This window comes from Pseudonocardia sp. TMWB2A (genome assembly GCF_017312135.1).
This window is the reverse complement of sequence record NZ_QKQY01000002.1, coordinates 5,460,751-5,479,204: the sequence shown is the minus strand read 5'-3', so window position 1 is coordinate 5,479,204 and position 18,454 is coordinate 5,460,751. Positions and strand designations below refer to the sequence as shown.

Genomic DNA, 18,454 nt, shown 5'->3' with positions numbered 1-18,454 from the left:
ACGATCTGGGAAGTCCACCGCGATCAGATCACAGAGGAGGCGGGCGTGACCACCGCAGAGAAGCCGCGCACGCTGGCCGAGAAGGTCTGGGACCGGCACCTCGTCCGCAAGGGCGAGGGCGACGAGCCCGACCTGCTCTACATCGACCTGCACCTGGTGCACGAGGTCACGAGCCCGCAGGCGTTCGACGGGCTCCGGCTCGCGGGCCGTCCGGTGCGCCGTCCGGACCTCACCATCGCCACCGAGGACCACAACGTCCCGACCCTCGACGTCCTCGCCCCGATCGCGGACGAGGTCTCGCGGACCCAGGTGGAGACCCTACGTCGCAACTGCGAGGAGTTCGGCGTCCGCCTGCACCCGATGAACGACCCCGAGCAGGGGATCGTGCACGTGGTCGGACCGCAGCTGGGGCTGACCCAGCCCGGCACCACGGTGGTCTGCGGGGACTCCCACACCTCCACCCACGGCGCGTTCGGCGCGATGGCGTTCGGCATCGGCACCTCCGAGGTCGAGCACGTGCTCGCCACCCAGACGCTGCCGCTCAAGCCGTTCCGGACGATGGCGATCGAGGTGACCAGTGCCGACGGCACGCTGCGCCCGGGCGTCACCTCCAAGGACGTCATCCTCGCCGTGATCGCGCGGATCGGGACCGGCGGCGGGCAGGGCCACGTGCTGGAGTACCGGGGCAACGTCATCGAGAACCTCTCGATGGAGGCCCGGATGACGGTCTGCAACATGTCGATCGAGGCCGGTGCCCGCGCGGGCATGATCGCCCCGGACGAGACGACCTTCGCCTACCTCAAGGGCCGCGACCACGCCCCGGTCGGCGACGACTGGGACGCCGCCGTCGCCGACTGGCGGTCCCTGCGCACCGACGACGGCGCCGAGTTCGACCGGGTCGTGCGGATCGACGCCGACGAGCTCACCCCGTTCGTCACCTGGGGCACCAACCCCGGCCAGGGCCTGCCGCTGGGCGAGTCCGTGCCCGACCCCGAGGCCATCTCCGACGACGGCGAGCGCGCCGCCGTGGAGAAGGCGCTGTCCTACATGGGCCTCACCGGTGGGACCCCGCTGCGGGAGGTGCCCGTCGACGCGGTGTTCGTCGGCTCCTGCACCAACGGCCGGATCGAGGACCTGCGCTCGGTCGCGGAGGTGCTCGACGGGCGCTCGGTCGCGAAGGGCGTGCGGATGCTCGTCGTCCCGGGGTCGATGCGGGTGCGTTTCCAGGCCGAGGAGGAGGGCCTGGACAAGGTCTTCACCTCCGCCGGTGCCGAGTGGCGCTCCGCGGGCTGTTCGATGTGCCTGGGCATGAACCCCGACCAGCTCGCGCCCGGTGAGCGCTGCGCGTCCACCTCGAACCGCAACTTCGAGGGGCGGCAGGGCAAGGGCGGCCGTACCCACCTGGTGTCGCCGCTGGTCGCCGCCGCGACCGCCGTGCGCGGCACGCTGAGCAGCCCGGAGGACCTGGACTGATGGAGAAGTTCGACACCCACACCGGGATCGGCGTGCCGCTGCGCTGGTCCAACGTGGACACCGACCAGATCATCCCGGCCGTCTACCTCAAGCGGGTCACCCGCACCGGCTTCGAGGACGGCCTGTTCTCCGCCTGGCGCGACGACCCGTCCTTCGTGCTCAACAACGAGCCCTTCGACCGGGGGTCGGTGCTCGTCGCGGGCCCGGACTTCGGTACCGGCTCCTCGCGTGAGCACGCGGTCTGGGCGCTGATGGACTACGGCTTCCGGGTCGTCATCTCGTCGCGGTTCGCCGACATCTTCCGCGGCAACTCGGCGAAGGCGGGTCTGGTGGCCGCCGAGGTCGCCCAGCCCGACGTCGAGCTGATCTGGAAGAAGCTCGAGACCGAGCCCGGCACGGAGATCACCGTGGACCTGGGTGAGAAGACCGTGCAGGCCGGCGACCTGACCGTGCCGTTCGAGATCGACGACTACGCCCGGTGGCGGCTGCTGGAGGGTCTCGACGACATCGGACTCACCCTGCGGCACGAGGCCGACATCACCGCGTTCGAGGGAACCCGGCCCGCCCGGATGCCACGCACTCTGGCCTGATCCGAACACGGGTGGTCACCATGCTCCGACAGATGTCGTGGTGATCACCCGTTCGGACCTGTACTGATGGATGGTATGCGACCTGGACTCGCGTCGGGATCTGGTGCGGGGCAGGGGCGCAGCCTTACCTTTCGTGACCATGAACAAGGCTCAGCTCGTCGATGCGCTGACCGCCCGGCTCGGAGACCGTCGTGCCGCCACATCGGCCGTCGACGCGATGGTCGAGGTGATCGTGGACGCCGTCGGGCGTGGTGAGACCGTCACCCTGACCGGGTTCGGGGTCTTCGAGCCGCGACGACGTGCACCGCGCACCGCCCGCAACCCGCGGACCGGGGAGACGGTGCCCGTCGGGGAGACCGTGGTGCCGTCGTTCCGGCCCGGCGCCGCCTTCAAGGAACGGGTGGCCGCCAGCGAGGCCGCCGCCGCGAACGCGACCAGCGCCCCCCGCCGTACCGAGCGGGCCGCGACGGGCAACGGTCGCACCACCGCGACCCGCAAGACGATCCCGCCGGAGACCGCGGGCGCTCCGGCCGCCGCGGCGGCACCGGCGAAGAAGGCGGCTGCCCCGAAGAAGGCGGCCGCGTCGGCGAAGAAGCCGGCCCGGCGGAAGGCCGCTGCGGAGAAGTAGCCGCGCCACCGCACTGCCCCCGGTCGGCGCCGCCCCGCGCTGCGCCACGGTGTTCCGCGCTGCCCGCGTCGCGCCGCCCGGCGCTGCCTGCGGGCGCGTCGATCAGTACATGAGTGCTGTTCGAGCGGGTGCGGACAGCACTCATGTACTGATCGACGGGGATCGCGGCATCGGTGACGCAGCCGGGTGCGGTCGGGGTCGGTAGGGCGCGAGGCGGGTCCGTCGGGCGAGCAGGGCGCGGACCGTCCCGACGGTGCGACCGGCGTTGCGGGTGAGGCCGTCGGCGGTGATCCGGAGGGTCTGCCATCCCAGCGCCGCGGTGCGGGTGTCGCGGATGCGGTCGAGCGGGTCGTCGTGGTGGGCGCCGTCGTACTCGATCGCGAGCAGGGCGTCGGGGTAGGCGAGGTCGAACCGCAACCAGGGGCGGCTCCGGCCGTCGTACAGCGGGAACCGGACCTGGGGGACGGGGAGCCCGGAGAGCACGAGCAACAGCCGTAGCCGGGTCTCGGGCGGGGACTCCGCGCGCGGGTCGGCGAGCGCGACGACCCTGTCCAGCCGGGCCGAGCCCCGCACGTGCGGGTGGAGCGACCGCCGGACCAGCAGGTCGGCGGGGTCGAAGCCGGGGCACGGCGCCGTCATCCGGGACAGCGTCCGTTGCTCGGGGGCCGGTGTGCCCCGCACCGCGACGAACACCGGCCGGTCCCGTCTCCGGGCGGCGAGCGCGTCGAGGGGCCCGGCGTGGATCGATGCGGCCCGGGCCCGGAGCAGCGGCGTCACGGGGACCACGGCGGAGACGTACACGTCGGGGAACAGGCGCACGAACCGTGGCCCGCGCAGCCGCCCCGGCGTGACGGTCCCACGCGCGACGGCCTCCGACCCCCGGAACGGCTCCTCCACCCGCGCACCCTGCACCCCGGCCCACGCCCGGCGGGCCGGAACCGGTGCGCCCGTTCGCGATCGCACACGCCGTCGCCGGGAGCGGGCTTCCGGGACCCGGTCGATCAGTGCACCAGTGCTGCCCGCCCGGGGTCGGACAGCACTCGGGTACTGATCGACGAGCGGCCCGGACCCGGGGCCGCCGGGTCCGGGACGGCGCGGCGGGTCAGGAGGGCGGGCGGCGGTAGTAGTCGGCCGACAGCAGGGCGCCGTCGTCGCCGAAGCCCAGGACCCAGGTGCTGGCCTTGTGCGAGGGCAGGTCGGGGTCGGGGGACCGGCCCGCGGCGGCGAGCAGGTGCCCGACGACGTCCGGGATGACCCCGCCCTGGCTGCACAGCAGCGTCACGCCGGGCTGCGCCGCGAGGGTGCGGAAGCGGGCCAGGCCGTTGGCGGGGGAGACCCAGTAGCCGTGCTCGCCGAGCAGCGGCTCCACGTCCGGTTCGCCCGCGCCGGACGCGTGGGCGTAGGGCTCGATCGTCTGGCCGCAGCGCAGCGGCGGGGCGGTCGCGAGCCGGTCCGGGCCGAAGCGGCCGAGGAAGTCCGCGAGCCGGTCGGCCTGGGTGAACCCGGTGCCGGACAGGGGGCGCAGGTCGTCGTCGCCCTCCCAGGCGGTCCGGCTGCCCGCCTTGGCGTGCCGCACGAGCACCACCGTCGACGACGGCGGCCCCACCCGGTCGAGCCGGTCCAGCAGGTCGGCGTCGGTCGGGCGGGTGAGCAGCGCGGCGGCCTCGTCGCGGGGCAGCCAGCGCAGGTCGTCGGTCTCGTCGGTGACGGTGAAGCCGTGGTCGCGGACCGCCTCGGCGGCCCAGTAGTGCACGACCTTGTGGCCCTTGCCGGGCACGCTGTACGCCGTGTGGCCGAGCCGGGCGCCGAGGCGGCACCCCAGGTGCGCCTCCTCGGCCGTCTCGCGCAGCGCGGTGAGGGTCAGCGCCTCGCCCGGGTCCTGATGGCCCTTGGGCCAGGACCAGTCGTCGTAGCGGGGGCGGTGGACCAGCGCCACCTCGACGGTGCCGTCGTCCGCGCGGCGCCACGGCACCGTCCCGGCCGCGACGACGTCGGCGATCCCCGCCGGGTCGACCTCGGCGCCGTCGGTCCGGAGCTGTGCGGACAGCATCAGTCCTCGCTGCTGCCGCGGCGGGAGTTCATCATCTCGACCTGGTGGTCGCGGACCCGGATGTTCTCCGAGCCCGGCGCGGGCGACGGCGACCAGGTCCCGTCCGGCCCGAGCGTCCAGCAGCGCGTCGCCGGGTCCAGGCAGGAGTCGAACATCGCGCCGAGCTGGTCGGCCAGCTTCGGGTCGGCGACCCGCAGCATGACCTCGACCCGGCGGTCCAGGTTGCGGTGCATCATGTCCGCCGAGCCGATCCAGTACTCGTCGGCCGAGCCGAAGTGCAGCACCCGGGAGTGCTCCAGGAACGGCCCGAGGATCGACCGGACGGTGATGTTCTCGCTGAGTCCCGGCCGCCCGGGGACGATCGCGCAGATGCCGCGCACCACGATGTCGACCGGCACGCCCGCCTGCGACGCCCGGTAGCAGGCGTCGATGATGGCCTCGTCGACCAGCGAGTTCGCCTTGATCTGCACCCGCGCGCCGGACTCGCCGGACAGGTGCGCCTCGATCTCGTCGTCGATGCGGCGGACGATGCCGCGGCGGATCCCGTACGGCGCCACGAGCAGGCTCCGGTAGGAGGTCTGCCGCGAGTAGCCGGTGAGGGAGTTGAACAGGTCGGTGAGGTCCGCGCCGATGGTCGGGTCGGCGGTGAGCACGCCGACGTCCTCGTAGAGCCGGGCGGTCTTCGGGTTGTAGTTGCCGGTGCCGATGTGGCAGTAGCGGCGGATCTCCGACCCCTCCTGGCGCACGACCAGGCAGGTCTTGCAGTGTGTCTTGAGCCCCACCAGGCCGTAGACGACGTGCACGCCGGCCTTCTCCAGCTCGCGTGCCCAGCGGATGTTGGCCTGCTCGTCGAACCGGGCCTTGATCTCCACCAGGGCGACGACCTGCTTGCCCGCCTCGGCGGCGTCGATCAGGGCGTTGACGATCGGGGAGTCGCCGGAGGTGCGGTAGAGGGTCTGCTTGATCGCGAGCACGTTCGGGTCGGCGGCGGCCTGCTCGATGAAGCGCTGCACCGACGTCGAGAACGAGTCGTAGGGGTGGTGCACCAGCACGTCGCCCTCGCGCAGGGTCGCGAACACGCTGCGCGGGGTCTCCCGCTCGGCGAACGCCGGGTGCGTCGCGGGGCGGAACGGCTCGTCCTTCAGGTCGGGGCGGTTGACCCCGTGCACCTGCCACAGACCGGTGAGGTCGAGCAGCCCGGGGACGGTGACGACGTCGTTCGGGTCGACGTCGAGCTCGCGCAGCAGCAGCTCCAGCACGTGCTCGGACATGGTGTCGAGCACCTCGAGGCGGACCGGCGGGCCGAACCGGCGCCGGGCCAGCTCGCGCTCCAGGGCCTGCAGGAGGTCCTCGTCGCGGTCCTCCTCGACCTCGAGGTCGGCGTTGCGGGTGACGCGGAACGGGTGGACCTCGGTGACCTCCATGCCGTTGAACAGGTCACCGAGGTGTGCGGAGATCAGGTCCTCGATCGGCAGGAACGTGCACTGCCGGTTCCCGGCCCGGGTGTCGGTGTCCGGCGGGTCGACCGACACCAGCCGCGGCACGTTGTTCGGCACCTTGACCCGGGCGAACCGCTCGGTCCGGCCCTCGGGGTCGCGGACGGTCACCGCGAGGTTGAGCGACAGCCCGGAGATGTAGGGGAACGGGTGCGCCGGGTCCACCGCGAGCGGGGTGAGCACCGGGAACACCGTCTCGGTGAAGTAGTCCGACAGCCGCAGGCGCTCGGCGTCGGTCAGGTCCTCCCAGCTGCGCAGGTGGACGCCGGCCGCGTCGAGCTCGGGGAGCAGCTCGTCCATGAACACCTCGGCGTGCGCCCGCGACAGCGCGCGGCTCCGCTCGGTGATCCGGGCCAGCTGCTGGCGCGGGGTCAGGCCGTCGGCGCTGCGCACGGACAGGCCGGTCTCGTCGCGGCGCTTCAGGCCCGCGACCCGGACCATGTAGAACTCGTCGAGGTTGGAGGCGAAGATCGCGAGGAACTTCGCGCGCTCCAGCAGCGGCTGGCTGGAGTCCTCGGCCAGGGCCAGCACCCGGGCGTTGAAGTCGAGCCAGGACAGCTCACGGTTGAGGTAGCGGTCCTCGGGGAGCAGCTCGGCCATCGTCGACGCCGGGGTGGTCGCCCCCGCGGGCGGCGCGATCGGGGCGGCCCCCTGGACCTGCGACGGCGCGGCGGCCGGCGGCGCGGACGGCGCCGCGGGGCCCGGCGGCACGTGCTGCTGGGCCGGGATGTCCGCGGACGGTGCCTGGTCGGCGACGCTGCGGCTCGCGGTGTGCAGCCGCCGCGACGCCGGACGCGGGGCACGGCGCGCCGCCGTACGGGGACGGCCTCCCGGGTGCGCGGAGGTGCCGTTCCGTCCGTCCGGGGTCGCCGAGTCGTCACTCACGTCGCGATTGTTTCGTACCGCTCCGCAACCGTCCACGTGGACACGGCCCCGTCCGGCGATGTCACGTACGTGGTGTGCCACACCGTCGGGCGACGGCGTCACCGGGCGGGGGACATCCGGGTGGGTGAGGTGCGGCGGGCGGCCCGTGCCGGGCGTCGACCACGGCCCGGGTCCATGTGCCCACCCCGAGGGCGACGGCGTCGTCGAGGTCGGCGGCGGTGTCGACGTCGCGGCGCAGGCCGGGACGGTCACCGGGCAGCGGGCGTGCCCCGGAGGCGCCGTGCCGGGCGGCCGACCCGCGGCCGAAGTGCGGGTCGAGGTCGTGGCCCGGCGCGACGAGCAGCAGCGTGGTGCCCTCGCCGGGGGCGTCGGGCTGGAAGGCGCGGGTCGCGCCGGCGGCGAACAGCACGGCGGCCGCGGCGACGGCGTCGTCGAGCTCGGCCGGGCGCAGCGCGGGCAGGTCGGCCTGCAGTGCCCCCAGTGCGACGTGCGGGTCGCGCGAGCGCAGCAGCGCGGCACCGTGGCGCAGCGCGCCGTTGAGCCGCCGGCCGGGGTCGGTGACGACCTCCGCACCGAGCGCGCCGACCTCCATCGCCACCGCCGGGTCCGAGGAGATCACCAGCACGTGCCGGACCGCGGTCGCGGCGACGGCGGCGGCGACGGTGTCGCGGGCCAGGGCCAGCGCGAGCCGCTGGTGCGCGTCGAGATCACCCACCCCGCCGTCGGCGGCACCGCGCAGCCGGGTCTTGGCGCGCGGCAGCGGTTTCACCGGTACGACCAGGTCCACCCGCAGGGTCACAGGCCCCAGTCTGGCACCCCGCGTGACACCGTGGGGCCTCTGTGGGGAGACTCCACGGACGAGATCCGGATCATCCCGATCCGCGACGACCCCACGACCCGCCCCGGAGGCGGGCAGGAGGAGGCCGCCGGTGGCACGCGAGAAGGGCGGATTCTGGGTCGGTTTCGCCGTCCCGTTCTTCTACTCGATCGGCTGGCTCACCGGCCGGCCGCGCTACCAGGGCCGTGAGCACCTCCCGGCCCGCGGCGGCGCGCTGCTGGTCGGCAACCACATCTCCCACCTGGACCCGATCCACACCGGGACCTACGTGCACAGCGCGGGGCGGGTGCCCCGGTTCCTGGCCAAGAGCAGCCTGTGGCAGGTGCCGGTGCTCGGGCAGGTGCTGCGCGGCTCGGGGCAGATCCCGGTCTACCGCGACTCCGCCGACGCCCAGCAGAGCCTGGCCGCCGGGACGCAGGCCCTGGCCGACGGCAAGATCGTCATCATCTACCCGGAGGGCACCATCACCCGCGACCCCGACGGGTGGCCGATGCGCTCGCGCACCGGCGTCGCGCGGATGGCGCTGGCCTCGGACGTGCCGGTCATCCCGATGGTGCACTGGGGGACCCGCGAGGTCCTGGACGGCTACGAGAAGAAGTTCCGCCCGCTGCCGCGCACCGACGTCGTGCTGCGCGCGGGGGACCCGGTGGACCTGAGCGCCTACCGCGGGCGCCCGCTGGACGCCCACGTCCTGCGCGAGGTCACCGACCTGATCATGGGACGGGTGCGGGAGCTGCTCGCCGAGGTCCGCGACGAGGACGCGCCGGAGGAGTTCTACCGCCGCCGCCCGGAGAGCGAGGCGGGCCGATGAGCGTCCCCCCGGCCCCGTCGTTCGGGGAGCGTCCGGTCAACGAGCCCGTGCACTCGATCCACCGCGTCGCCGTGCTCGGCGCGGGCAGCTGGGGCACCGCGTTCGCGAAGGTCCTCGGCGACGCCGGCCGCGACGTGCGGCTGTGGGCCCGCCGGGTCGAGGTGGCCGAGGCGATCAACGCCGACCGGCGCAACCCCGACTACCTGTCCGACGTCGCGCTGCCGGACACGCTGCGGGCCACCCACGACGCGGCCGAGGCCCTCGACGGGGCCGACGCGGTGATCCTCGCGGTGCCGTCGCAGTCGCTGCGCGACAACCTGGAGCGCTGGCGCGACCTGGTCCCGGCCGGGGTCACCCTCACCAGCCTGGCCAAGGGCGTCGAGCTGGGGACGCTCAAGCGGATGACCGAGGTCATCGACGACGTCACCGGCGTCGGGGTGGACCGGCTCGCCGTCGTGTCCGGGCCGAACCTGGCCGCGGAGATCGCGCACGAGCAGCCGACGGCCACCGTCATCGCCTGCGAGGACCACGACCGTGCGGTGGCGCTGCAGACCGCCTGCGCGACCGGCTACTTCCGCGCCTACACCAACACCGACGTCGTCGGGGCGGAGCTGGGCGGGGCGGGCAAGAACGTCATCGCGCTGGCCGTCGGCGTCGCGTCCGGGATGGGGCTGGGCGACAACTCGCGGGCCTCGCTGATCACCCGCGGGCTGGCCGAGATGTCCCGGCTCGGGATGGCGCTCGGTGCCTCGCCGCTGACCTTCGCCGGTCTGGCTGGCATGGGCGACCTGGTGGCGACGTGCAGCTCCCCGCTGTCGCGCAACCGCACCTTCGGCGAGCAGCTGGGCCGCGGCGCGAGCCTCGCCGAGGCGGAGAAGGCCAACCACGGCCAGGTCGCCGAGGGCGTGAAGTCCTGCCTGTCGATCTGCGAGCTCGGTGAGCGCGCCGGGGTGGAGCTGCCCATCGCCGACGCGGTGCGCCGGGTCTGCCACGAGGGCATGACCGCCCACCAGATGGCCAAGGAACTGATCTCCCGGGCCCCGAAGCCGGAGTGAACCCCATGCTCGGAGACGGCACCCGCTGCGTGCGCGGCGGGGAGCACGACGCCCACGCCGTGGGCGAGCCGGTGCACCGCGGGCCGGTGCTGACCAGCACGTACCACCTCGGGCGCCCGGAGGAGGCCGACCAGGGCGCGGACTTCTACGCCCGCGCCGACAACCCGACGTGGCGGGAGTTCGAGGCCGCCGTCGGTGAGCTCGACGGCGGGCCGTGCACGGTCTTCCCGTCCGGGATGGCCGCGGTCGCCGCCGTCCTGCGCGCCTTCACCGGCACCGGGCGCGGCGTGCTGCTGCCCAGCGACGGCTACTACGTCGCGCGTCTGCTCGCCGACGAGGAGCTCGCCCCGCTCGGGGTGCCGGTCGCCTACTGCGCGACCGCGGGCGACTGGGACTCGGCGATCGCCCGGCACCGGCCCGCGCTGGTGATGCTGGAGACGCCGTCGAACCCCGGCCTGGAGGTCTGCGACGTCGCCGCGGTCGCCGCCGCCGCACACGCGGCCGGGGCGGTCGTCGCCGTCGACAACACCACGTGCACCCCGCTCGGGCAGCAGCCGCTCGCACTCGGGGCAGACCTCGTCGTCGCCAGCGACACCAAGGCGCTGTCCGGGCACGGGGACCTGCTGCTCGGGCACGTGTCCGCGGCCGACCCGGTGCACCACGAGCGGGTCCGGGCCTTCCGCACCCGCGGCGGCGCGATCGCCGGGCCGATGGAGACCTGGCTGGCGCTGCGCGGGCTCGGCACCCTGGACCTGCGGCTGGCCCGGCAGGCCGAGAACGCCCGCGCGCTCGCCGTCGCGCTGCGGGAGACCCCGGGCGTGCACGACGTGCGCTGGCCCGGGCTGGCCGACGACCCGTCGCACGTGCTCGCCCGGACCCAGATGCGGCGCTGGAACGGGATCCTGCGGTTCACCCTGGCCGACGCCCACGCCGTCTCGGACTTCCTGGCCGCCGCGACGCTGGTCGACTCGGCGACGAGCTTCGGTGGGCTGCGCACCGCCGCGGACCGGCGGGCCCGCTGGGGCGACGCCGTGCCGGACGGTCTGGTGCGGCTGTCCTGCGGCGTCGAGGACACCGACGACCTCCTCGCCGACGTCTTGGGAGCCCTTCGCGGCATCTGACCCCGGCCGGCCCCGCACGATGCGTCCACCGGACGTCGACCTCGCCATCACACTCGCGTAACCCGGCTTCCGTATGGTCGACTACATCACGGACCTCGAGCGTTCGCGGAGGTGGTCGCGTGCCGTACCGACAACCCGTCCCCCATGGTGTCGAGATGATCGTCCCCGGCGACTTGAGAGCGGTCGACCCGCTTCCCGACGATCCTGTCCCGGCGCCGGGGGACGAGCTGCCGACCACAGCTCGGATCCCGTCGGGGTCGCGGGTCCTGCTCCTCAACGCCAGCTTCGAACCGCTGGCCGTCGTCACGTCCAAGCGCGCCATCTGCCTGCTGCTCTCCGGCAAGGCCGAGTGTCTGCAGGAGGCGCTCGAGGGGGCGGAGTTCCGCTCCGAGAGCCTCGCGCTCCCCGCACCGTCGGTGCTGCGGCTCTCCCGCTACGTCCGCGTCCCCTACCGCCGGTCGGTGCCCATGACCCGGGCCGGCGTGCTCCGCCGGGACGCCCGGCGCTGCGCGTACTGCAGCAAGCGTGCCGACACGATCGACCACGTGATCCCGCGCAGCCGCGGCGGGGCGCACAGCTGGGAGAACTGTGTCGCCGCCTGCAAGGCCTGCAACTCCAAGAAGGCGGACCGCCTCATCGAGGAGCTGGGGTGGGCCCTGCGGACCACCCCGGCGCCGCCCGCCAGGAACGGCGCGGGCGTGCTCGTCCTGGCGGTGGAGCCACTGCCCGCCTGGGAGCCCTGGCTCGGCGCCGCGGCCTGACGGTGGACGCGCGAACGCCCCCGCCTCAAGGAAGGAGGCAGGGGCGTTCGTGGAACGTCTCCCGGCGGACCGTCCGGGGACGGAGGGCAGGGATCAGCGGCGCCGCAGCAGGGCCGAGGTGAGGCGGGCGGCGCGACCGGCCGAGCGGCCGGCGGCGGAGCCGGTGCGGGCGTGGAAGGCGCGGCAGGCGGTGCCGCAGACACCGCAGTCGGTGCCGGCGCGGTAGTGGTCGTGGGCGTCGCGCTCGTGCCCGCAGCGGCACAGGTCGACCGCGACCGGGGTGGCCGCGACGGGCGGCAGGACGGTGTCCTCCGCGGCGGCCCGCGGAGCCGGGATCGCCGAGCCGGCGGTGGTGGCGGTGCTGGTGGCGGGGGTCTCGGGCGTGACGCTCATGGGTTCCTCCTCGGTCCGCGACGGCCGTGCGGCCGTTCTGCCCCTGAATTCGCCTGGTCCGTCCGGACCATTAGCGAGAGGGCCGTCGGTTCCACACATCTGATGACACAGCACTCCCGTGTGACTGCGCTGTGTGCGCACTGAGCCGTTGACCTGCGACGACCGGTGACGTTGTGCGCCACCGGGAGTGGGACCGTGCGGTGTCACGTAACGCCGTACGCGCGGGAGCGACGAACCGGACGACCGTCCACACAGATCCAGGAGACCCGATGCGCAACGCCGTCCCCCCGACCCGGCACGACGACGTCGTGCCCGGCCTGCGCGACGGGCGTCCGCGGCGTCGCGGGCGGCGGGTGCTCGCCGTGCTGGCGGCGCTGGTCCTCGTGCTGCTGCTCGCGGTCGGCGGCGTGGTCGTCTACCTGACCTCCAGCATCGGCGGCGGCATCGCCCGCATCCCGGACGCGTTCCGCGGGATCGACGCCGGCAGCCGCCCCGCGACGTTCGGCGGCACCACGTTCCTGCTCGTCGGCACCGACTCCCGGGCCGAGGCCCCCACCACCGGCACCGACGCCGCCCCGGGCGTCGACGCGGGCTCCCAGCGCTCCGACGTGATCATGCTCGGCACCCTCGCCCCCGACGGCGAGCACGCCAGCGTCGTGTCGATCCCGCGCGACTCCTGGGTCGACATCCCCGGCCGCGGCATGAACAAGATCAACGCCGCCTACGCCTTCGGTGGCGCCCCGCTGCTCATCGAGACCGTGGAGAAGCTGACCGGGGTGCGGGTGGACCACTTCGGCGTCGTCGACTTCGCCGGGTTCACCTCGCTCGTCGACTCGGTCGGCGGCATCGACGTGACGGTCGCGCAGGCCACGAGCAACGCCGGTGTGGACTTCCGGGCGGGGGAGAACCACCTCGACGGCGCCCAGGCCCTGGCCTACGTCCGCCAGCGCTACGGCCTCCCGAACGGCGACATCGACCGCGCCGCCCGCCAGCAGAACGCGATCAAGGCGCTGCTCGCGAAGGTGCAGGAGAAGGCCACCACCGACCCGACCGCGCTCTACTCGTTCGCGACCAGCGTCGGCGACGCGGTGAGTGTGGACGACTCGCTGTCCAACACCGGGCTGGTGCAGCTGGCCCTGGAGAACCGCAACCTGCGCGGCTCGGGCGTGGCGTTCGTGACCGCGCCGGTGGCCGGGCTGGGGCGGGAGGGGGCGCAGTCGGTCGTGTACCTGGACGAGCAGCGCAGCGCGCAGCTGTGGGGGGCGGTCCGCAACGGGTCGGTGGCGCAGTACGCGGACCTGAACCCGACCGAGGCGCTGAGCTCGACGCCGTCGTAGGAGACGGCCGGCCCGCCCGGGGGAGCGGACCGGCCGTCGCCGACGTCGGTCAGGCCCAGATCTTCCAGGGCGCCTCGCCGCGCGCCCACAGGCTGTTGAGGTACTCGTAGTCCTTGAAGGTGTCCATCGCCGACCAGAAGTCCTCGTGGCGGTGCACGTTGAGCTGCCCGTCGCGGGCCAGGCGCTGCAGCGGCTCGTGCTCGAGCCAGACGTCGTCGTCGCCGGGCTCGCCGAGGTAGGAGTCGAGGAACTCCCGCTTGAAGGCGAAGAAGCCGCCCGAGACGAAGCCGGTGACCTGGGTCGGCTTCTCGTTGAACTCGACGACCCGGTCGCCCTCGACCTGCATCTCGCCGAACTTCGAGGTCGGGTGCACCCCGGTGACGGTGCCGATCTTCCCGGACTGCTCGTGCTCCTTGGCCAGTGCGGTGATGTCGACGGTGGCGACGCCGTCGCCGTAGGTCAGGAAGAAGTTCTCGGTGTCCACGTAGGGCGCGATGGTGCGCACCCGGGAGCCGGTGGCGGCCTCCAGGCCGGTCTCGGCGAAGGTGATCTCCCAGTCCTCGTCGACGCCGCTGTGGAAGTCGATGCGGTGCCGGTCGGACATGGACAGGGTGAAGTCCGCGGAGCGGGCCCGGTAGTCGAGGAAGTACTCCTTGATCGCCCAGCTCTTGTACCCCAGGCACAGGACGAAGCGCCGGAAGCCGTGCTCCCGGTAGGTCTTCATGATGTGCCAGACGATCGGCCGTCCGCCGATCTCGACCATCGCCTTCGGCAGGCTCTCGGAGGCCTCCCGGATGCGGGTGCCCTTGCCTCCGCAGAGGATGACGACGGGGGTCTGGGGGTCCATGCGGTGTATCCGTTCCTTCGTGGGGAGCGTGGTGGGGCGACGGCGTCGTAGTGGTGCAACCGAACACCACTACCGCAGTGTTATCGACCGGGGGCTGTTCGCCGTCTCACACCGGGCGGAAACGGACAGCGGGGGGTCGCCGGGTCACGACCGGTCCGTCGACCCCTCCGCAGGTCATCCGGGGATCTGCTGTGGACGGGGCCGCCCGGCCGTCGTTTCCGTTCCGGAAACGACGGGGGCCCCGCCGGAGGTCAGGAGCGGGCGTCGACGAGGTCGAACACGCGGATCCGGCCGGCCGGACGGGCGGCACACGTCAGCGGCCGGTCCACCCCCACGAACCGTTCCCGCACCTCGACCACGCAGTCCGGGTGGTGGAACGTGACCCGCCAGGTCGTGTGCCCGGGGGGCTGTCCGTCGGAGTCGACGCCCGCGACGCCCAGGTCGTCCACCCCGGTCGCGCCGGTGGCGGCCCGCGCGTGGTGCTGGGCGGCCTGCACGGCGGGGGGCAGCGCGGAGCGGCCCCGCAGCGGGCCGGGGACGACGAGCCCGCGCCCGTACTCACGCACGACGGCGGGCCCCTCGGCCGGGGTGACGCCGCCGTAGGTCAGGCCGTGGGGGAGCAGCACCAGGGCGGGGGCGAACCGGCAGCCGCCGATGTGGCTGCACTCCCACGTGCCGTCCGGGTCGTCGGCGACGAGCGCGGCGGCGAGCGGCCGGCCGCGGACGGCGCAGCAGGCGTCGTGCCTGCCGTGGGCGCAGACCAGCACCAGCGGGTCCGGGTGCGGGTCGCCGTCGGCGTGGACGGCGGCGGCCAGCTCGGCGGGGGAGGACCAGGTGCCGGTCCGGACGTCCTCGTGCCCGGGCCGGGCGTCGACGCGGAACCAGCGCCGCCCCGGCTCGACGGCCTCGCGGTCCCGGCGCCCGGGCCGACGCACGAGCACGACCCGGGCGCCGACCTGATCGGCCCACGTCCCGAGGGTGGTGGCGGTGTCCGGGTCGAGCGCGGCCAGTGCCTGACGCGGCCACGGCCCGGGGTGCTCGACGAGGAACCAGAACCGCGCGGGCGGCGCCGTGCCCTCGGCGGGGTCACCGGCCGCCTCGGCGAGGTCGGCGCAGCGCCGGAACCGTCGTGCGTCGCTCACGCGGTGGCCGGGACGACGACGCCCTCCCGCAGCAACCGCCGGACGAGGACGACCTGGTCGTCGGCGTCCAGACCGGGGAGGTCCCCGACGGTGTGGGTGCCGCCGCCGAGCAGGGCCCGCAGCGCGGGTACGACGACGGCGGGCAACGTCAGCGTCTTCTCGGCCAGCTCCAGCACGACCCGATCATCACCCGCGACGAGGCGGTGGTGCACCCCGAGGCGCCGGCGCACGGTGTCCCCGGGCGCGAGATCGCGGGCGAACGCGGCGGAGGCGACCGGCCGGACCGGCTCCGGGCGCCCGCCGGACCACACCCGGCTCCGGACCCGGCGCGACACGTCCTCGGCGGAGACGGCGGCGACGGCACCGGTCAGTGCGGCGCGCACCGCGTCCAGGTGCGGGGCGAGCTGCTGCGGGTCGGCCAGGTCGACGCCCAGTGGCAGGCTCGCACGGAGCCGCTCGTCCGAGGCGACCAGCGCCAGCAACGACTCGACCAGCGCGTACCGGGTCACCACGTGCACGCCGACGGTCAGGTGCGCCGAGACGTCCCCGAGCGCGGTGGCGGAGTGCAGCCAGCCGCGGGGCAGGTAGAGCACGTCGCCGGGTTCGAGGACCCGGTCGATCACGGGCTCGTCGTCGCGGGCGCGGGCGGCGACGGCGTCGCCGTGGTCGCTCCAGGGCTGGCTGCGCAGCGGGTCGGTGTGGACCGGTGCGTGGACGCGCCAGTGCTTCTGCCCGGCCAGCTGCAGCACGAACACGTCGTGCACGTCGTAGTGGGCGGAGAAGCCCTGCGACTGCGGCGGGGTGATGTAGGCGTTCGCCTGGACCGGGTGGCCGAGGTCCTCGGCGAGCGCGGTGCAGAAGTCGATGACGCCGGGCCAGACGCGGTGCAGCGCCTGCAGGACGACGGTGCTGCCGTCGCCGAACAGCGCGGCGACCCTGTCGTCGCGGACCTGGTCGCCGATCTCGGCGCCCACCCCGCCCGGGCCGGTGAAGTCGGCCGAGCCGACGACGGACCCGTTGCGGGCCAGCCGCAGGAACGGGGTGCGCAGCCCGCGGCGGGACAGCAGCTCGTCGACGCCGTCGAGGTCGAGCAGGTCGCGGAACGCGCCGGTGTCCGCGCCGGTGCGCAGCAGCGCGGTGGTGCCCCAGTGCCGGGCGGCGAACGTGTCGGTGTCCGAGCCGACCAGCCGCGCGAGCGCACCGTTGCCGGACGCCGCACGCGCGCCGGCCGGTACCGGGGCGCCCGTGGGGGGCTGCCCGGCACCGGCCGTCGGCTCGCTCAGCTCAGTTCGCACCGCTGTCGGCGCCACCGTCGGCGCCGCCGTCGTGCTGGCCCGGGGTGCCCTCGCCGGCACCGGAGTCCGCGGGGCCCTCGGCGCCGGAGTCCGCGCCGCCGTCGGCGCCGCCGTCGTGCTGGCCGGGGGTGCCCTGGCCGGCGCCGGAGTCGGCCGGGCCCTCGGCGCCGGAGTCCGCGCCGCCGTCGGCGCCGCCGTCGTGCTGGCCGGGGGTGCCCTGGCCGGCGCCGGAGTCCGCGGGGCCCTCGGGGCCGGAGCCGCCCGAGGTGGTGATGTCGTCGTCGTTCAGAGCCATGGTGTTCCTCCTGCGTGTGGCGGTGTGGACGGCGCTTACCCCGGACGGTCCGCGATCATGCGCCGGGACCGGCGGCCATGTCGTTCACCGCCCGACCCGGGCCCCGCCGCGGTGCTCGACGAACCAGCGGTAGGTCCGTTCGACGCCCTCACGCAGGCCGACGGCCGGCTCCCAGCCGAGCGCGGTGAGCCGGCTGACATCGAGCAGCTTGCGCGGGGTGCCGTCGGGCCGGTCGACGTCCTGCACGATCGCGCCGTCGAACCCGACGACGTCCGCTCGCGGATGGCCACGTCCGACCCCACACCGACGTCGATCACCGTGGGTACCGTTTCCAGCGACTCCACGTAGTGTTCGGCCACCGAATCATGCTTCACACGGAGAGGTCGTCGCGGGCCCGCGCGGTCCAGGCCGGGCCGGTGCTGAACACATCGCCGATCCGCAGACGCGGGACGCCGAGGGTCTTGCCGAAGCTCCTGAGCACGACCGCGCCGCACCGTCGAGCAGGACGACGTCATCCGGACGGCACACCTAGGTCTCGAAGTATCCCAGCACGACGGTGACGGTGGTGACGCAGTTCTCCTCCAGCGAGCCGATGAGCCGGTCGATGATGGTCCGGTCGCCGACCGGCAGCAGGGTCTTAATGGTGTCCCGGGTCAGCGCGCATCCGCGTCCCCCGCATCTCCTCGTCGACTCCACCGGCACGAGAGCCGTGTGGAGGGACTCGCGGAGCCCTGACCTCCTGTTACCCGGTGCGGGTGTCCCACCTCCGGGTGGTCCTCCGTCCGTCGCGCGGCGGGGCCCGGCGAACCGGGGAACGGTGTCGCGCATGACGATTCACCGCATTTCGCTCCTGATCGGACTGCTGTCGGCCGGCCTGCTCGTCACCGGCTGCGGAGGCAGCGACGCCGCTCCGGCCCCCGCACAGGCCCCGGCCGCGCTGTCGTCGGCGCCCACCACGGCCGCGCAGCAGCCCACCGGTGAGGCGTCGTCGGAGAGCGGGCAGGTGGCCCGCTGCACCAGCGGCACCGTGGAGGCGTCGGTCGGCACCACCCTGGGCGACAACCAGAAGGACACGACCATCGTCTGGCGCAACACCTCCGACGCGCCCTGCACGATGACCGGGTTCGGCGGCGTCGACCTGCGCGGCCCGGACGACCCGCAGTGGGGGCCGTCGTACTCGCTGCCGCGCGCCGGAGAGCAGCCCACCTCGGTCGTCGTGAAGCCGGGCGGCACCGCGCACACCGTGATCACCTGGCTGCCCGGCGACAGCTGGACGCCGACCGACATCGTCGTGACCGCGCCGGACGAGACCACGTCGACGACGCTGAAGTGGGACCAGGGCCCGGTCCTCCGCCAGGACGGCGCGACCCACCCCGGCACCTACATCCACCCGGTGGCGCCCGGGTCGGTCTGACGGGCAGATCGTCAATCGGCACG

Annotated in this window: 20 protein-coding genes; 9 read left to right on the top strand and 11 right to left on the bottom strand. The window is 74.2% G+C overall.

The features are described 5' to 3' along the window. The first annotated feature begins 45 nt into the window (after positions 1 to 45). The 3 genes from leuC to DMP17_RS40220 all read left to right on the top strand — a co-directional run bounded on the left by leuC (position 46) and on the right by DMP17_RS40220 (position 2,691). Positions 46 to 1,473: a 3-isopropylmalate dehydratase large subunit gene (gene leuC, locus DMP17_RS40230; RefSeq protein WP_226366740.1), complete on the top strand. Its 1,428-nt coding sequence runs from the start codon at positions 46 to 48 to the stop codon at positions 1,471 to 1,473. Further along, complete coding sequence (leuD, locus tag DMP17_RS40225; RefSeq protein ID WP_226350226.1) at positions 1,473 to 2,063, top strand: 3-isopropylmalate dehydratase small subunit; 591 nt, start codon at positions 1,473 to 1,475, stop codon at positions 2,061 to 2,063. The genes leuC and leuD overlap by 1 nt, the downstream gene beginning before the upstream one ends. Before the next feature lie 139 nt (positions 2,064 to 2,202). Beyond that, positions 2,203 to 2,691 (top strand): HU family DNA-binding protein, encoded by a 489-nt coding sequence (locus tag DMP17_RS40220; RefSeq protein WP_226350227.1) that lies wholly within the window; start codon positions 2,203 to 2,205, stop codon positions 2,689 to 2,691. Between the two features lie 141 nt (positions 2,692 to 2,832). On the opposite strand, the gene DMP17_RS40215 is transcribed toward DMP17_RS40220, so the two are convergent. From DMP17_RS40215 to cofC, 4 genes are all read right to left on the bottom strand, one after another. Further along, positions 2,833 to 3,654, bottom strand: a complete 822-nt coding sequence (locus DMP17_RS40215) for an endonuclease domain-containing protein (RefSeq protein ID WP_337832299.1) — start codon at positions 3,652 to 3,654, stop codon at positions 2,833 to 2,835. Positions 3,655 to 3,793: 139 nt separating this feature from the next. Further along, complete coding sequence (locus tag DMP17_RS40210; protein ID WP_337832298.1) at positions 3,794 to 4,741, bottom strand: NUDIX hydrolase; 948 nt, start codon at positions 4,739 to 4,741, stop codon at positions 3,794 to 3,796. Beyond that, a complete protein-coding gene (locus DMP17_RS40205) occupies positions 4,741 to 7,014 on the bottom strand; it encodes an RNA degradosome polyphosphate kinase (RefSeq protein WP_443217993.1) in 2,274 nt (757 codons plus the stop codon). The genes DMP17_RS40210 and DMP17_RS40205 overlap by 1 nt, the downstream gene beginning before the upstream one ends. A 169-nt stretch (positions 7,015 to 7,183) precedes the next feature. After that, positions 7,184 to 7,921 (bottom strand): 2-phospho-L-lactate guanylyltransferase, encoded by a 738-nt coding sequence (gene cofC, locus DMP17_RS40200; protein WP_308016785.1) that lies wholly within the window; start codon positions 7,919 to 7,921, stop codon positions 7,184 to 7,186. 130 nt (positions 7,922 to 8,051) lie between these two features. Here cofC and DMP17_RS40195 point away from each other — a divergent pair, with 130 nt between their 5' ends. From DMP17_RS40195 to DMP17_RS40180, 4 genes are all read left to right on the top strand, one after another. Then, positions 8,052 to 8,771, top strand: coding sequence for a lysophospholipid acyltransferase family protein (locus DMP17_RS40195; RefSeq protein WP_337832296.1), 720 nt, complete (start codon positions 8,052 to 8,054; stop codon positions 8,769 to 8,771). Then, the gene (locus DMP17_RS40190) at positions 8,768 to 9,826 is read left to right on the top strand and encodes an NAD(P)H-dependent glycerol-3-phosphate dehydrogenase (protein WP_178376295.1); all 1,059 of its coding nucleotides are present in this window, start codon (positions 8,768 to 8,770) and stop codon (positions 9,824 to 9,826) included. The genes DMP17_RS40195 and DMP17_RS40190 overlap by 4 nt, the downstream gene beginning before the upstream one ends. 5 nt (positions 9,827 to 9,831) lie before the next feature. Then, positions 9,832 to 10,947 carry a cystathionine gamma-lyase gene (locus DMP17_RS40185; protein WP_337832295.1) on the top strand — a complete coding sequence of 372 codons (1,116 nt, stop codon included), beginning with the start codon at positions 9,832 to 9,834 and terminating at the stop codon, positions 10,945 to 10,947. A 155-nt stretch (positions 10,948 to 11,102) separates the two neighbouring features. Then, positions 11,103 to 11,708, top strand: coding sequence for an HNH endonuclease (locus DMP17_RS40180; RefSeq protein ID WP_226350234.1), 606 nt, complete (start codon positions 11,103 to 11,105; stop codon positions 11,706 to 11,708). Positions 11,709 to 11,801: 93 nt separating this feature from the next. On the opposite strand, the gene DMP17_RS40175 is transcribed toward DMP17_RS40180, so the two are convergent. After that, entirely contained in the window at positions 11,802 to 12,101 is a 300-nt protein-coding gene (locus tag DMP17_RS40175) for a hypothetical protein (RefSeq protein WP_226350235.1), read from the bottom strand. Positions 12,102 to 12,370: 269 nt separating this feature from the next. Here DMP17_RS40175 and DMP17_RS40170 point away from each other — a divergent pair, with 269 nt between their 5' ends. Further along, positions 12,371 to 13,438, top strand: coding sequence for an LCP family protein (locus DMP17_RS40170; protein WP_337832294.1), 1,068 nt, complete (start codon positions 12,371 to 12,373; stop codon positions 13,436 to 13,438). Between the two features lie 49 nt (positions 13,439 to 13,487). Here the strand turns inward: DMP17_RS40170 and DMP17_RS40165 are convergent, their stop codons facing one another. The 6 genes from DMP17_RS40165 to DMP17_RS40140 form a co-directional block, all read right to left on the bottom strand. Then, positions 13,488 to 14,285: a glucose-1-phosphate cytidylyltransferase gene (locus DMP17_RS40165; protein WP_226350237.1), complete on the bottom strand. Its 798-nt coding sequence runs from the start codon at positions 14,283 to 14,285 to the stop codon at positions 13,488 to 13,490. Between the two features lie 251 nt (positions 14,286 to 14,536). Further along, complete coding sequence (locus DMP17_RS40160) at positions 14,537 to 15,427, bottom strand: sucrase ferredoxin (protein ID WP_337832293.1); 891 nt, start codon at positions 15,425 to 15,427, stop codon at positions 14,537 to 14,539. After that, positions 15,424 to 16,722 carry a cupin domain-containing protein gene (locus DMP17_RS40155; RefSeq protein ID WP_337832292.1) on the bottom strand — a complete coding sequence of 433 codons (1,299 nt, stop codon included), beginning with the start codon at positions 16,720 to 16,722 and terminating at the stop codon, positions 15,424 to 15,426. The genes DMP17_RS40160 and DMP17_RS40155 overlap by 4 nt, the downstream gene beginning before the upstream one ends. Further along, a complete protein-coding gene (locus tag DMP17_RS40150) occupies positions 16,712 to 17,017 on the bottom strand; it encodes a hypothetical protein (protein WP_226350240.1) in 306 nt (101 codons plus the stop codon). The genes DMP17_RS40155 and DMP17_RS40150 overlap by 11 nt, the downstream gene beginning before the upstream one ends. A gap of 84 nt (positions 17,018 to 17,101) precedes the next feature. Beyond that, positions 17,102 to 17,263, bottom strand: coding sequence for a hypothetical protein (locus tag DMP17_RS40145; RefSeq protein WP_226350241.1), 162 nt, complete (start codon positions 17,261 to 17,263; stop codon positions 17,102 to 17,104). Positions 17,264 to 17,545: 282 nt separating this feature from the next. After that, positions 17,546 to 17,719 carry a hypothetical protein gene (locus tag DMP17_RS40140; protein ID WP_226350242.1) on the bottom strand — a complete coding sequence of 58 codons (174 nt, stop codon included), beginning with the start codon at positions 17,717 to 17,719 and terminating at the stop codon, positions 17,546 to 17,548. Positions 17,720 to 17,843: 124 nt separating this feature from the next. Here DMP17_RS40140 and DMP17_RS40135 point away from each other — a divergent pair, with 124 nt between their 5' ends. Then, positions 17,844 to 18,431 carry a DUF4232 domain-containing protein gene (locus DMP17_RS40135; RefSeq protein WP_226350243.1) on the top strand — a complete coding sequence of 196 codons (588 nt, stop codon included), beginning with the start codon at positions 17,844 to 17,846 and terminating at the stop codon, positions 18,429 to 18,431. Positions 18,432 to 18,454: the final 23 nt, after the last annotated feature.